This window comes from Vibrio sp. TRT 29B02 (genome assembly GCF_050113655.1).
Lineage (GTDB): Bacteria > Pseudomonadota > Gammaproteobacteria > Enterobacterales > Vibrionaceae > Vibrio.
Window position 1 is genome coordinate 79,470 of sequence record NZ_JBNJOJ010000009.1, and the last position, 13,548, is coordinate 93,017.

Genomic DNA, 13,548 nt, shown 5'->3' on the forward strand with positions numbered 1-13,548 from the left:
TTATCGCTTGATCCATTGCTACTAAATGGGGAAACTCGTTGTTAGATTAACAATAACGAGTTTTCCTCTTTATGAGCAGCCCAAGACTAAGAGTCCAATTTGAAACCCTGTTTGAACATTACAAAGGTCAAGACTGTGGTGTACAGCTCGAAGAAATCACAGAGATCTTATTCTGCACCCGACGCAATGCCCGTATCGTTCTCAACAAAATGGAAGAAGAAGGCTGGTTAGAGTGGCATCCAGCTCCTGGAAGAGGAAAACTTTCGCAACTGATATTCAAGCGCAGCCGCGCCGATGTTAGTGAGAATCTTGCTCGACGGTACTTGGAAGAGGGGAAAATTGGTCAAGCACTAAAAGTGCTAGACCATGATAGTGCTAAACTGGCCCAAGTGGTGGAGAGTTATCTCGGCATCGTCCATCAAGAGGGTCAACAGGTTGTTCGTCTCCCTTATTACCGCCCATTGACGACGCTTAACCCAAGCGTACCGATGCGACGTTCTGAACTTCATATTACTCAGCAAATCTTCAGTGGTTTGACTCAGATCGATGAATCTGAGCAGCTAAAACCCGACCTTGCCCATACATGGGAAATGCTCACTCCAACCCATTGGCGTTTCTATATCCGACCGAGTGTACGTTTTCACAATGGTGATCTACTCACCATGCAAAACATTGTTGATTGTCTTTCGTCTCTAAAAAGTAAAAATCTTTATTCCCATTTTTCACGAGTAGAATCTCCAGCACAGCAAATAATCGATATTCACCTAACACAAAACGATTTCCATCTGCCGCTACTGCTCTCTGAGTCCTGCGCGAAAATCATGCTACCAAGTGAGAGCAGGGCTGACAATTTCGATCTGTTTCCGATCGGAACTGGTCCTTATAAAGTGGTACAAAATGATCATAAACGATTGGTATTGCAAGCATTTGATGGCTATTTCGGCTTTAGACCTTTACTTGACAGAGTGGAAGTGTGGGTAATTGACGAAGCGCATTCATCGATGGTGTTTCCAAGCCTAGCAAAGCCGATTAAGCCGGACGTTGCAAACTATGGAGATGAAGTAGAACTTGATCCTGGATGCACACTGCTATTGCTCAATCGTAAAAATGGGCTGGCGGTGAGTGATGAATGGGCGAGTTATTTTAGCCATCGATTAAGTACACTCAACTTGTTCCAGCAGCTACCACAGGAAAAAATCGTTGAGCTAGGTGTTCTGCCTGCGCATGGGCTAAAGCCAGGCTGGTACCATCATACAAAACAGGGTTACACCTCTCCACCATCTTACCGAACGGTTACGATTGCTTACCACGCTCAACACCCAATGTTTCCAACGTTAGTGAAGTGTATTGAAGCGATACTCAAGCACGATGGATTGAGCGTGAATCTGATTAAGTATGAGTTGACAGTTGACGATACCGCGGAAGTGGATATTTGGATAAAACCGATGGGAATTGCAACCAATCGAGATGACGCGCTAGCAGGTTGGTTGCTCAATTACAGTGATATCGAAGCCTTAAGCATGAGTAAAGATTTCGAATATTGGACAAAAGTAGTAAAACAGTGGCAAGCAACAGAAAATGCTAGTTTTCCAGCGAAAGAGCTTGGGAAATCTCTGGCTGAAAAGATGCAACTTATCCCAATGTTTCATTGTTGGCTAGGAGTTAGCAAAGACCAGTGTGGGGCGTTACAAAACGCTAAATGTAACGCTTTAGGCTGGTTCGACTTTAGTAAAGTATGGGTAAAACCAGCCTTGGATCTCACTTTTGAACAAAAAGAAGAGTAGTTATTTTGGCCAAACCCAATAAAAAACAGCCCTCTAAGACCGTAGACGTATTATGTACGAAATGTAAGTGTCACCTGTTTAAATACCGAAAAGGAGGCAAGGGGGCTTTAGTTAAATGTTTTAAAGAGCGAATAGTTGAAGATCACACGGATAAACCCTGTTTTTGTCCGAGTTGTGGTATCGAATTCGCGAGGGATACATTAGTTCGAGGCACGCCAGCATTCAAGATTATTGGCGGAAAAGTCACTATGAAGTAACCGATAGTCAGAATATTCTTTTGTGACATTTTCTCCGATCATGAATAGCGATAATTGTTTAAAACACGCTTGAGAGTGCGACTTTTGATCTGAGTCGATAAAAAACGTAAAAATCTCGTTAATAGGTATCATTGTTTTGTAAAGGTGTTAGAATAGCCGCAGTTTCGATTCGGTTTTTCCAACTTTACATTAAGGGTTTACAATGGAGCTAGGTCTCATCATCGCTTTCATCGTTGCAGCAGCTGTAATGGTTAAGAAAGAGATGGCAAGCACAAAATAATCGGTTTATTCATACCAATTTTCTTTTCCTTTTTTGAATAAACTCCAAAAAGCTCCTTAATAGGGGCTTTTTTAGTTTCTGGCTTCGCTATCAACCATTTTGTTATCCGCATAGCTTTCTCGTACTAGGTAGTAAACTCATTTAATGAAAGTGATAGTAATTATCATTTGTATTTGTATAATGGGCGCGAGAACTATAACTTAACATGAGAAATTACGGATAATGAAAGCCAACTTCAGCCTTATAGCATCAGCAGTGGTGCTTGCTCTCAGCGCAACTAATGTCCATGCTCAGGACACCACCACATTTGATGAATTAGTTGTCACAGCTTCTTTAGCTGATAAAACAAATCAAGATAAAAGTCGTTCTTTAAGTCGTATAGATGGTCAACAGCTTGAAGAAATGCAAGCCAATTCTGTTGCCGAAACCATTAAGTATGAACCTAACTTAACTGCCGTAGGCGCGAATGTGGCTGGGAACCAGTCCATCAACATCCGCGGCTTAAGTGGTAATAAAGTTCTACAAGTTATTGATGGAACGCGACAAAATATTCAATATGGACATCGTCCAAGCTACTTTTTAGATCCTGCTCTACTGGGTAGTTTAGAAGTGGTCAAGGGGCCGATAAGCTCACTATATGGTTCAGGCGCGATTGGCGGTGTTGTCATTCAAAATACGCTGACTGCTGATGATTTGATTGAAGATCAGGGGCTTGGTGGACGAGTAAAACTCGGTTACCAAGACAATGGCGATGTATGGACAAATTCTGCTGCAATTGCAGCAAAGCAAGATGAAGTAGACTGGATTCTAGCCGGCAGTTACAGTGATTCTGGCGATATGCAGCAAGGTAACGGCGACACCCTTTATGGAACCAAGTCAGAAAATCTGACTGGTCTTGCGAAATTAAACTGGCAAGTAAACCAAGCCCATAAATTGGGAGTAAGCCTCAGATACGCCGATCTCGATGGGCGTCCACCCGTCGTGGGCGATTCTAGTGGTCAGATTAATGATCCCGATAAGCTGATATCGCGAAAAGTGAAAGATTCATCTATCGCACTAAAATACGCCTATAACCCAGACTCGGAACTTATCAACTTAGAATCGTCTTTGTATAAAAACAGTTCCAAGATCTCTGAGCGTGACCCGAGCTACACGTCTGAGGATATTTCAGAGATTAACACAATAGGGTTAAACCTAAATAACCAGTCTGAGCTAGGGAAGTGGAAAGTCCTTACTGGTCTGGACGCCTATCGTGATCAGCTTGATGCAACTCGTGCTGCGTCTGTGTCAGGTCGACCAGATCTTCCTCAGGACGCTGAGACAACGAATCTTGGTGCGTTTGCCTATATTAACTACGATATTTTACCGACGCTTATGCTAGATGCGGGTATGAGATACGACCGCTTTGAATCTGAAGCTAAGGGCTATGACAACAATAGCAAAGATTCTTTATCACCTTCAGTGGGATTGGCATGGCAAGCTCAGAAGTGGATGCTATGGTCGTTACGTTACGATGAAGCATTCCGAGCGGCGAATACATCAGAACTGTTTATGACTGGTACTCACTTCTCTATGGGGCCAGCGTCCAATGACTTCGTACCTAACCCTGAGCTAAATCCTGAAAAATCTCATAACATTGAACTTAAAGGTCAGTTCGACTTTGAAAATGTTTTTGTTGAGGACAAACTGTCATTTACTGCGGCAGCATTTAGAAACAAAGTGGAAGATTTGATCAATCTTGATGTAACGGTACCTGACCGTGCGAGCATGATCTCATGTATCATGGCGTCAGGCACTTCGTGTGGTGGCACAAGTACGCAGAAAAACATCGAAAATGCTCGTATTGAAGGTTTTGAGTTAATGGCCAGCTATGCCGTATCAAATCTTGAATTGGGACTTTCTTATGGACAGACTCGTGGTAAAGACAGCGATACTCAAGAGTGGCTATCTTCGATGCCAGCAGATAAATGGGTCGCGAGTGCTGAATACGGACTGTGGGACTATGACACCAAACTTGGCACGAAAGTCACCTTGGTCGCCGATCAAGAGCGCCTACCTAACGACGATACGACAGGGCCTTACCAAGATTACACCTTAGTTGACCTCTATGCGTCTTGGGAGCCAAGTGAGCGACTTACGGGACTAAAGATTGATTTCGCTGTGATTAATGCAACAGATGAAAACTACCGACAAGCTTGGACACAAGTGTATCAACCAGGTCGTTCATTGCGAATTTCCGGTCAATACAATTTCTAGTGAAACGAATGACATACCAGCCACCTCTTGAGGTGGCTTTTTTAATCTAAATGCGCATACTAGAGCCATAACGTGCTAACGTATCAGACAATCTTTGTCGGTAACAAGTTTAAAGGCGACTCACAACAACATGCAAAGTCCAATCACACTTGAAGCATTGCATATACTAGATGCTATCGAACGACGAGGCAGTTTTGCAGCTGCCGCCAACGAGCTAGACCGCGCCCCGTCATCGCTGAGCTACCAGATCCAAAAGTTGGAACAAGATCTCGACATTATGATCTTTGACCGTTCTGGTCATAAAGCGAACTTCACCGAAGCAGGTAAACTGATCCTTGAACGCGGCCGTACGATACTTGCGGCGACAGAAAAACTTGTCAATGATGCTAGCGTGCTTGCAAACGGGTGGGAGCTCGATATCACTCTCGCCTATGATGGCATTATTCCGGTTAATAACTTTTTCCAAATGGTCAACGACCTTGGCAACGTAAGCTCCACTCGTATCAAGTTGCAAGAGGAGATCCTTGCGGGCTGTTGGGAGTCTCTCAATACAGGTCGTGCCGATCTGCTCGTTTGCCCAAAGATGGATACCTTGCCTCAGGATGTTAAAGCAGAAGTGATTGGGAGTATGGAAATGGTTTGGGTTGCTGCGACGGATCATTACGTCCACAAGCGTAGTGGCCATTTTGATGACAAAGCGCGTGAAAAATATCGCGTCATCGCCATCGCTGATACGGCTCGTGAACAACCGGCGATCAGTGTGAATATTATCCAGAGACAGCCGCGTTTGACGGTGACCAATTTCGCCGCCAAGGTTGACGCGCTCAAAGCTGGCTTAGGCATAGGTACTTTACCTAAAGCCCTTGCGACAGCGATGATTGAACGCGGTGAACTCAAGGCAATTACCGATGTTGAATCACAGCCGATCGAGATTATCCTCGCATGGAAACGCAATAAGATAGGCGAAGCAAAATCTTGGTGTATTCAATACTTAATGAAACACTGGAAAGCAAACGCAAAGATGTAAAACAAAGGGAGCTGAATCGCTCCCTTGATATTAATCATTGAGTGGTAACACCATGTCGGCGATGCCGTCCTCAAACTGAACATCGAGTTTAAAGCCGAGTTTTTGTGCCAGCATTAGCATGCCGCGGTTGGTTGGCATTGTCATCCCAGACATCTGCTTGGTGCCTTTATTACGGCAGTACTCTATCACTTTGGTCATCAGTACTTTGCCCAAACCATTTCCTTTAAGATCTGAGCGAATCAAAATAGCGAACTCAGCATCTGTATTTTCTGGGTTAATCAGTGCGCGAGAAACACCGATAATAGGGCAACCTTCACGAGACTGACTGACTGCTACAAATGCCATCTCTCTGTCGTAATCGATTTGAGTTAAGTTTGCTAATGCCTCGTGATTAAACTCTCCGACGTCACTGAAAAATCGCTTGTAGAGATCTTCTTTAGAGACGTTGTGAATAAAATCGGCATGATAGGGCTCATCTTCAGGAAGTATTGGTCGTAGTAATACTTCTTCACCATCTTTAAGGGTGATGAGTTCTTCCGACTCGACAGGATAAGGACGGATAGCGAGTCTCTCTTGAGCATCACCTTCATAGCGCTCTAGTATCAGGTCTGCATCTAAGATGGTAAAATTGGAACCGTTCGCCAGCACTGGATGTATATCCAGTTCGTGAACTTGCGGGCAATCGACCACCATTTGAGAGATTCTTACCAATAACTCCGACAATCCATGAATATCCATTGGTTCTGGAAGTTTCTGAGGTCGAATCTTGCCATTTTTGATCGCTCGGATGATCAAATAGCGAGCGAGTGCCATGTTGAGCGGAGGAAGGGCACTGGCTGCGTCTATCGACTCATCCCATTCAGAACCGCCTTGACCAATTAAAATGACCGGACCAAAGGTTTCGTCTGTTTTAACTTTAATTCGAATCTCTTCTCCGCCGGCCAGTTTAGCCATCCCCTGTACTAACAGACCATGGATATTAGCTGAAGGGTACGAGAGCTTCGTCCGATCGAGTATGGCTTCAGCCGCACTGGCTACCTCGGCACTGTTACGCAAATTGAGCATTACCCCCTGAACGTCAGACTTATGTGCAATATCAGGAGAACGAAGCTTGACCGCAACTGGGTAGCCAATTTGCTCGGCGACATGGACGGCTTCGCTTGAATCAGACGCTATCCAAGTCGGCAGGACGTTAAAATTAAAGTGGCGTAAAAATGGCCCAATTTGGTGTGTATCTAGAGATACTGTGTTTTTGTCCAGTAACTTTTCTTCAATCCACTTTTTCGCTTCATTTATCTCGGTCACGTGCACTGGCTCAGCAGTTGTGGGAGTTTCCATCAACTGCTTTTGGTTGCGCCTATACTCCACAAGGTGCATAAATGCAACCACCGCGCTTTCAGGAGTGCGGTATGTAGGAATGCCCGCCTGAGTAAAAATATCTCTTGCTGGTTTTGCGGTGAGTTCGCCTGACCAATTAGTGAGGAAGTTAAAGCGTTTATGCCTTGGATGGGATTTAATCGCCTCAACTAAAGCGAGGGCGGTTTGCTCAGATTGGGCGACAGCGGACGGACTGTGCATGATTAAGATCGCATCGGCACAGTCGGTATCCATCAGCGCATTAAGAGTATCAACGTAGCGGGTATGATCGGAATCACCGACCATATCAATTGGGTTGTTATGGCTCCAACTGGCTGGCAAGATCGTGCTGAGTTTCTCTATGGTGTCCTCAGACAGCTCAGCAAGTTGGCCGCCACGCTCTAGTAATGTATCGACCGCCATGATAGCGGGGCCACCACCATTAGTGATAATGGCCAGACGTTCACCCCGTAGCGGTACAGAGTGAGTTAGAGTTTCAACCGCTGCGAATAACTCGTGCGAATTATTAACTCGTAGCATACCAGTACGTCTTATCGCTGAGTCATAAATAATATCGAGCGTATCGTCGCCACCAGTATGCGCCCTTGCAGCGATACGTCCGGCTAACGTTTTTCCTCCTTTTAGCACCAAGATCCTGCGGTTGCGTGATGCGGCACGAGCGGCAGACATAAAACGCCGAGCATCTTTAATGGTATCGACATAAAGCAAGATTGCTTCTGTATGCGTGTCGGTACTCAAATGATCGAGTAAGGCTGCAAAATCAATATCAAGCGCATTACCAAGTGAAATGAACGCTGAAAATCCGATGTTTTTGTCATTAGCCCAGTCGAGTATTGTTGTGCACATAGCCGCAGACTGAGAAATAAAAGCGATTTTGCCTTGTTTGGCAGTTACGGGCGAAAAGGAAGCATTAAAATTGGCCCAAGGTAAGATTAGTCCAAGGCTGTTAGGGCCTAAGATTCGCATGCCACTCTGTTTTGCTATTTCCAAACAGGCATCTTGGATACTCACACCCTCGTCGTTGGCAAAATGCATATCGGCCGAGAGAACAATGACCATTTTTACCTTTTTGTGCGCCATTTGCTCAAAAAGCCGCTGATTATAGCGCGCATGGGTACATAGAATCGCAACATCAGGAACGATTGGCAGATCATCTATCGTGGGGTAGGCGAGTACACCACAAACCGATGAGTATTTCGGTGTGACAGGCATGATTGCACCTTCAAATCCACCATGTAATAGATTTTTCATCACGATATTGCCAGCGCGCATCGGCTTAATTGACGCGCCGATAACGGCAACAGAACGAGGTTTCAAAAGATGATTCAAGTGACTCATTACGGATGCTCCAAAGCGGGCGATGAAGAATATCCTATCTAACCTTGGCTGCGATTGCTTGGAAGATTTGATGTTGTTTTAATCAGATCACTTGGGTTCCAGCTCAGTTTGTGCCTTATGTCACAGAGTATTGATATATAATTAGAATGTTGGGTTGATTCTCAGCGTATCTAACGGCATGATTTACAGTAATTTCTAGTTAAGGCATTTGAAAATTTCATGAAAAAAATTGCGATTGTTGGCTTATCAATGGTGCTTTCTGCATGTGTGTCGAACAAATACGTTACTGACGTCAGTTCAGAAAGCTATCGTGAAGAATACAAAGCAGCGAAGGTTGAACAGCCTGTTGTGACACAGCAAGGAGCGACTGCAGACATTACTGAGAGCAATGTCGTGGCTATGGAGAAGCCAGTGGTTCAAACTAAACCACAAACTAAGCCAGCCGTAGCAATTATCCCGCCGACATCAAAACAACAAGCAATGAACCCACGCTATGGTTTTACGATTCAGGTCGTTGCGGTAGGTTCCCAAACAAAAGTGGATCACTTTGCGCGTAAACTTCCTCGCGATAATCAGCCGATTTGGGAAAACTATAAAGTGGTCAACGGTACCAAATGGTATACTGTGCTCTACGGTGATTACGCAACGCGTACCGATGCTAAAGCGGCAATAGCTGAACTACCTGAAGAATTCCGTACGCTTCAGCCTTTTGTTAAGAGCATTGACGAAATCAAGAACTCGCAATATCCAACACTGAACAAGCTAAATTAATCAAGAAGGGGCATCTAGCCCCTTTTTTCATGCTTAATTAATGGTCATTCAAACGTTATTGTTGCTTTTTACGGCCTAAAACCGTGTAAGTTAGCGTACTTTTTATTATCATGGCTAAACTAATCCCTCTGTTGTATCACGGAAAGATCTACTAAATGACTAATACGACAATTCTACTTCTTTGTGGCGGTGGCTCATCAGAGCACGAAGTGTCACTCGTTTCCGCTAACTTTATTCAATCTCAGCTCGAGCTTACACCAGAGTTCAAGGTTATTCGTGTCGAGATGAAAACAGATGGATGGTATACCGAGAGCGGTCAACTTGCGTATCTAGACACTAACTCAGGAACGATTAATACGGATAACGATTCGGTTAAGCTTGATTTCATTGTTCCGTGCATCCACGGCTTCCCTGGAGAGACCGGTGATATCCAATCTATGTTAGAGTTGGCTGGCATTCCGTATTTAGGTTGCGGCCCTGAAGCAAGTTCGAACAGCTTTAATAAAATCACGTCAAAACTATGGTACGACGCGCTAGGCATCCCAAACACACCTTACATCTTTTTATCAGATAATAATGAACAAGCATTCCAAGCGAGTAAGGAAGCATTTGAAAAGTGGGGCAGCGTATTTGTTAAAGCGGCTCGCCAAGGATCTTCGGTTGGTTGTTACAAGGTAACTAATATCGAACAGTTACCGCAGGCGCTTAACGACGCGTTTAGTTATTCTGATCAAGTGTTGGTCGAACAAGCAGTTAAGCCTCGTGAACTTGAAGTCGCAGCGTATGAATATCAAGGTAAGCTTTATATTTCTAAACCAGGCGAAGTCATTGCACCGGAAGATGCTTTCTACACCTACGAAGAGAAGTACAGCGCTTCAAGCCATTCAAAAACAGAAGTTGAAGCATCCAACTTAACTTCACAACAGCTCGAGATGATTCGCTCTAGCTCAGAAAAAGTATTTACTCAGATGCGACTAAGACATTTATCACGTATCGACTTTTTCCTCACTCCGGAAGGTAATATCTACTTAAATGAGGTTAATACTTTCCCGGGAATGACGCCTATTTCGATGTTCCCTAAAATGCTTGAAAACAATGGCCATAAGTTCGCTAATTTCTTAGCCGATTGTGTGCGTCGTTCACTTTAATTCCAAGGTTTGAAGCTTTTAAAAGCTAACCGTTCAGCAGCTGCTTGTGTCCTGTTGCCAAGATATTGATAGGGCATAGCAGCACTTTGCCATCGACCAAAGTGTTGAATTTCTTTTACTTTAACACCTTGATCGGCCATTTCTGCCACAGCGCCCACCCGAAGCGACTGCCCCGAAAACTGTAGATCCAATCCCAGCTTATCGCTGGCAGCCCTCAGTATGCGATAGATTGAAGAGTCATCGAGTGATGAGCTGTTTAAATTACCGTGTTTATCAATCGCGCTGAATAGTGCACCTTGATGAAGGCCTCGGTATGTCAGCCACTTATTCATATACTGCGTTGCTTGAGATGATAACGGATACCGGTTTTGACCCAAGATCACGCCTATATTTTCTTCCGCGCAATCTAAATCTTGGAAATTGAGCTTCTTTAACTCTGAACGCTTTAACATACACTCAAACATCACAAAATAGATAGCGAGATTCCGAATATGGCTTAGCTGAGTAGAGTGGGCTAACTTCTCGGCAAGCTCGTCTAGATGCCAGCGTGTAAAAGGTGTCGTAGATTTAGCATCTTGCTTCTTATTGATACGAAGTTGCGATAGTACCGTTCTAACAGCGACGCTAGAGGTTGGATCACTGTCTGCAAGAATTCGGTGTATAAGGCTCATTGTTACACTGTAGCGTTTTATCGTTGCTAGCTTTCGGTACGTTGATTCTTTCTCTAGGAATAACCTGACCGCAGTGGCAGAAGCAGGTAGAGGACATACATGCTTATTTTCACAGAATGCTACAAACAAGTTCCAGTCTTTGCGCATAGCTAACAGTGAGTTACGTGCATAGTTACCTTCTGTTAACTCATCAACATCGTCTAAACTAACGCATGAAGAGAACTTTAAAACTAGGTTCTTTTTTAATGCTTCATCTGTGATGACACGAACAGTTTTCCTCATAATCACGCACTATAACCAATAAACTTGTACTAAATATACTTGAAAATGAGCAATTTACAATTATTATTAAACTTACTGTATAAGAAGATAATAATGATTATGGCTGCTGCAACTTATCGAGGCTTTACCCTCAAAACTGCTGGAAACTCTACAGATATTTGGCAAGTTCAAATTAAAAATCATCTGCTGACAGGAAGCATGGCGGCGGTGAAGAAAAGTATTGATTGGTTTTGCGACACTGCAACAATCATTGATCCAAAAGAGTTTAGTTCTCTCGCCAATAAAAAGGCAGGATCAGGTAAACCATCCCAAGAAAATTTCCACGGTTTTACAATCAAGAATGATACTGGTGAACCCAATTCATGGTATTGCTTCTTCAATGGCCGTCTAATCAAAGGCGGAAAACTTGCTATTCAGAAGCATATAGAGGCATACTTGCTGGCCAAACAGAAAGCGGAACAGCTACAGAAGAAATAATATGACTCTTGTATATAGTACTGACGTTGGTCGTATCACACCAGAAGTTCAAAAGCCCGAAAGAGAAAAGGGCGATGGTATCGTTCGAATCGAGCGCCAAACTAAAGGTCGCAAAGGAAAAGGGGTTTCAATCGTAACGGGTCTAGACCTAGACGATGCTCCGTTAAAACTACTCGCCGCCGAGCTAAAAAAAGTTTGTGGCTGTGGTGGTTCCATTAAGGATGGAAAAATTGAGATTCAAGGCGACGCTCGCGAAAAAATCAAAGTGTTCCTCGAAAAAAGAGGCTACACCGTAAAGTTAGCGGGTGGTTAATTCGCCTCAATTCCTCCTTCTGTAGAGCAGTTTGGCTGCTCTACTTACTTTCATGAATCATCCTTCCTTTCACTAGTTACCCGTTTTTATCATCAGTTTTACTCAAATCAATATGCATTAGCCGCGATTAAAAACGATGGCACGCTAGTAACGTATAAACGACAGATAAGTAATGATCCTAATAATCAGTAAATTAATCTTTGATTATCTTACTGATTATTAGGTATTTTATGGTAAATCAATTATGTTGAATAACTTAGGCGATAAACGCAGTAGAGTAAGTCAAACGGGGCAATGGCTTAGCTGTATCATGCATGCCATTTAACATAATATACATAATACGCACTTAGCTTGTGAACCCAAAGCGATAATGTCCTAATATTTCTAAGTGAATCTGTCCTATGTTTGCTTGGAGGTTTTAGGATGTTAATTACGATGAACGACCATGAATTGCAACGCTTCTCCATTATCCGAGATGTGTTAAACAATAAGTTAAAGCGCCGAGATGCCACATCCATTCTTGGGATAAGCTACCGACACTTGTCTCGCATACTGAAAGCTTTTAAAGAATTTGGCGTTGAATCCCTAGCTCATGGTAACCGTGGTAAACCTTCGAGCAATCGCATCAGCGATGACACCAAGCTCCACGTACTTAAACTTATCTCAGAATACTATCTAGATTTTGGCCCCACGCTTGTACATGAAAAGCTTACCGAGGTTCACGGATTTAATATCTCTTTGGAAACGCTTCGTCAATGGATGATCTCTGATGGTCTCTGGGTTCCGCACTCCAAGCGAAAACCTCGAATCTATCAACCTCGTTATCGCCGAGACTGCTTAGGTGAACTGATCCAAATTGATGGCTCAATAATGGTAACGGCACGAAATAATCGTTATGGCTTGTTCATCGACGGCATAAACCAGTCGGTTGGTATCATCAATTCTGCGTGACCAGAATCCAGATAAGTTCTCTTTTAACGGCTCTGGTTTACCAATACCTTCAAACGCAGAGCGTTTCACATCGGTAATGAGCTTGTTGATGCGCTTGAGGGTTTTCTTGTCTTGGCCTTGCCAATACACATAATCCCCCCAGGCTTCATCGGTCCACGCCAATAAACGGCGCTCACTACTCATCGATCAGATCTCGCTGGGTTGTTTTCCCCGCTCGATACTGTGCGATAGAACGATTCAAATGCTCTGCATTTTGCGGTGAACGCAGCAAATGCACGGTTTCCATCAGACTGTTGTAATAGTCTAAAGACATCACAACGGCATCTTCAGCATCACGACGCGTGATGACCGTGGTGTCAGCGTCGTTCACGACACCATCCAGCACGGCTTTAAGACCATTTCTAGCCTCAGTAAAAGAGACAACTCTCATAGCACCTCCACATGTACAGTTAACAGAACAAGTATAAACCTACACGTTAGACATGTACACTTTAAAGTACATCTAGCAGTTAACAGTATGCTTAAAACCCCTACCAATTCTCGGAATATTTGGTTTCGGCTCCTTTTGATTTGTTTCATAGCTCTTCCTTCACAAAAAGAAGGATAAAAACATAAA

General features: G+C 43.7%; 13 protein-coding genes. 9 read left to right on the forward strand and 4 right to left on the reverse strand.

The genetic code is table 11. The annotated features are described in order from the left end of the window. Window positions 1–71 precede the first annotated feature (71 nt). The 4 genes from ACQEXT_RS07565 to ACQEXT_RS07580 all read left to right on the forward strand — a co-directional run bounded on the left by ACQEXT_RS07565 (window position 72) and on the right by ACQEXT_RS07580 (window position 5,604). Window positions 72–1,784 (forward strand): SgrR family transcriptional regulator, encoded by a 1,713-nt coding sequence (locus ACQEXT_RS07565; RefSeq protein ID WP_426951332.1) that lies wholly within the window; start codon window positions 72–74, stop codon window positions 1,782–1,784. A gap of 5 nt (window positions 1,785–1,789) precedes the next feature. Further along, window positions 1,790–2,041 (forward strand): hypothetical protein, encoded by a 252-nt coding sequence (locus ACQEXT_RS07570; protein ID WP_138971486.1) that lies wholly within the window; start codon window positions 1,790–1,792, stop codon window positions 2,039–2,041. A gap of 502 nt (window positions 2,042–2,543) precedes the next feature. Further along, complete coding sequence (locus ACQEXT_RS07575; protein WP_426951334.1) at window positions 2,544–4,577, forward strand: TonB-dependent hemoglobin/transferrin/lactoferrin family receptor; 2,034 nt, start codon at window positions 2,544–2,546, stop codon at window positions 4,575–4,577. 130 nt (window positions 4,578–4,707) lie between these two features. Then, window positions 4,708–5,604: a LysR family transcriptional regulator gene (locus ACQEXT_RS07580; RefSeq protein WP_426951336.1), complete on the forward strand. Its 897-nt coding sequence runs from the start codon at window positions 4,708–4,710 to the stop codon at window positions 5,602–5,604. Window positions 5,605–5,634: 30 nt separating this feature from the next. Here the strand turns inward: ACQEXT_RS07580 and ACQEXT_RS07585 are convergent, their stop codons facing one another. Beyond that, complete coding sequence (locus ACQEXT_RS07585; protein ID WP_426951338.1) at window positions 5,635–8,319, reverse strand: bifunctional acetate--CoA ligase family protein/GNAT family N-acetyltransferase; 2,685 nt, start codon at window positions 8,317–8,319, stop codon at window positions 5,635–5,637. A 219-nt stretch (window positions 8,320–8,538) separates the two neighbouring features. On the opposite strand from ACQEXT_RS07585, the gene ACQEXT_RS07590 reads away from it, so the two are divergent. Both ACQEXT_RS07590 and ACQEXT_RS07595 read left to right on the forward strand, forming a co-directional pair. Further along, the gene (locus tag ACQEXT_RS07590; protein WP_138971490.1) at window positions 8,539–9,090 is read left to right on the forward strand and encodes an SPOR domain-containing protein; all 552 of its coding nucleotides are present in this window, start codon (window positions 8,539–8,541) and stop codon (window positions 9,088–9,090) included. A gap of 155 nt (window positions 9,091–9,245) precedes the next feature. Beyond that, on the forward strand, window positions 9,246–10,238 hold the full coding sequence (locus ACQEXT_RS07595) for a D-alanine--D-alanine ligase (protein WP_331416612.1): 993 nt from the start codon (window positions 9,246–9,248) through the stop codon (window positions 10,236–10,238). Here the strand turns inward: ACQEXT_RS07595 and ACQEXT_RS07600 are convergent. Then, a complete protein-coding gene (locus tag ACQEXT_RS07600; protein WP_426951340.1) occupies window positions 10,235–11,191 on the reverse strand; it encodes a tyrosine-type recombinase/integrase in 957 nt (318 codons plus the stop codon). The two genes, ACQEXT_RS07595 and ACQEXT_RS07600, sit on opposite strands and share 4 nt — an antisense overlap. A gap of 99 nt (window positions 11,192–11,290) precedes the next feature. Between ACQEXT_RS07600 and ACQEXT_RS07605 the strand changes: the two genes are divergently transcribed. The 3 genes from ACQEXT_RS07605 (at window position 11,291) to ACQEXT_RS07615 (ending at window position 12,932) form a co-directional block, all read left to right on the forward strand. Next, complete coding sequence (locus ACQEXT_RS07605; RefSeq protein ID WP_426951389.1) at window positions 11,291–11,668, forward strand: DUF3319 domain-containing protein; 378 nt, start codon at window positions 11,291–11,293, stop codon at window positions 11,666–11,668. Window position 11,669: 1 nt separating this feature from the next. After that, window positions 11,670–11,981: a stress response translation initiation inhibitor YciH gene (gene yciH / locus ACQEXT_RS07610; RefSeq protein ID WP_138971493.1), complete on the forward strand. Its 312-nt coding sequence runs from the start codon at window positions 11,670–11,672 to the stop codon at window positions 11,979–11,981. A 435-nt stretch (window positions 11,982–12,416) separates the two neighbouring features. Next, a complete protein-coding gene (locus ACQEXT_RS07615) occupies window positions 12,417–12,932 on the forward strand; it encodes a helix-turn-helix domain-containing protein (RefSeq protein ID WP_426951342.1) in 516 nt (171 codons plus the stop codon). Here ACQEXT_RS07615 and ACQEXT_RS07620 read toward each other — a convergent pair. Next, a complete protein-coding gene (locus ACQEXT_RS07620) occupies window positions 12,846–13,115 on the reverse strand; it encodes a Txe/YoeB family addiction module toxin (protein WP_426951343.1) in 270 nt (89 codons plus the stop codon). The two genes, ACQEXT_RS07615 and ACQEXT_RS07620, sit on opposite strands and share 87 nt — an antisense overlap. Then, entirely contained in the window at window positions 13,108–13,362 is a 255-nt protein-coding gene (locus tag ACQEXT_RS07625; protein ID WP_138971495.1) for a type II toxin-antitoxin system Phd/YefM family antitoxin, read from the reverse strand. Before ACQEXT_RS07625 ends, ACQEXT_RS07620 begins: the two co-directional genes overlap by 8 nt. Window positions 13,363–13,548: the final 186 nt, after the last annotated feature.

Coding starts and splice junctions, on each gene's coding strand:
- ACQEXT_RS07565 (WP_426951332.1), top strand. CDS start 72: ATGAGCAGCCCAAGACTAAGAGTCCAATTTGAAACCCTGTTTGAACAT.
- ACQEXT_RS07575 (WP_426951334.1), top strand. CDS start 2,544: ATGAAAGCCAACTTCAGCCTTATAGCATCAGCAGTGGTGCTTGCTCTC.
- ACQEXT_RS07580 (WP_426951336.1), top strand. CDS start 4,708: ATGCAAAGTCCAATCACACTTGAAGCATTGCATATACTAGATGCTATC.
- ACQEXT_RS07585 (WP_426951338.1), bottom strand. CDS start 8,319: ATGAGTCACTTGAATCATCTTTTGAAACCTCGTTCTGTTGCCGTTATC.
- ACQEXT_RS07590 (WP_138971490.1), top strand. CDS start 8,539: ATGAAAAAAATTGCGATTGTTGGCTTATCAATGGTGCTTTCTGCATGT.
- ACQEXT_RS07595 (WP_331416612.1), top strand. CDS start 9,246: ATGACTAATACGACAATTCTACTTCTTTGTGGCGGTGGCTCATCAGAG.
- ACQEXT_RS07600 (WP_426951340.1), bottom strand. CDS start 11,191: ATGAGGAAAACTGTTCGTGTCATCACAGATGAAGCATTAAAAAAGAAC.
- ACQEXT_RS07605 (WP_426951389.1), top strand. CDS start 11,291: ATGGCTGCTGCAACTTATCGAGGCTTTACCCTCAAAACTGCTGGAAAC.
- yciH (WP_138971493.1), top strand. CDS start 11,670: ATGACTCTTGTATATAGTACTGACGTTGGTCGTATCACACCAGAAGTT.
- ACQEXT_RS07615 (WP_426951342.1), top strand. CDS start 12,417: ATGAACGACCATGAATTGCAACGCTTCTCCATTATCCGAGATGTGTTA.
- ACQEXT_RS07620 (WP_426951343.1), bottom strand. CDS start 13,115: ATGAGTAGTGAGCGCCGTTTATTGGCGTGGACCGATGAAGCCTGGGGG.
- ACQEXT_RS07625 (WP_138971495.1), bottom strand. CDS start 13,362: ATGAGAGTTGTCTCTTTTACTGAGGCTAGAAATGGTCTTAAAGCCGTG.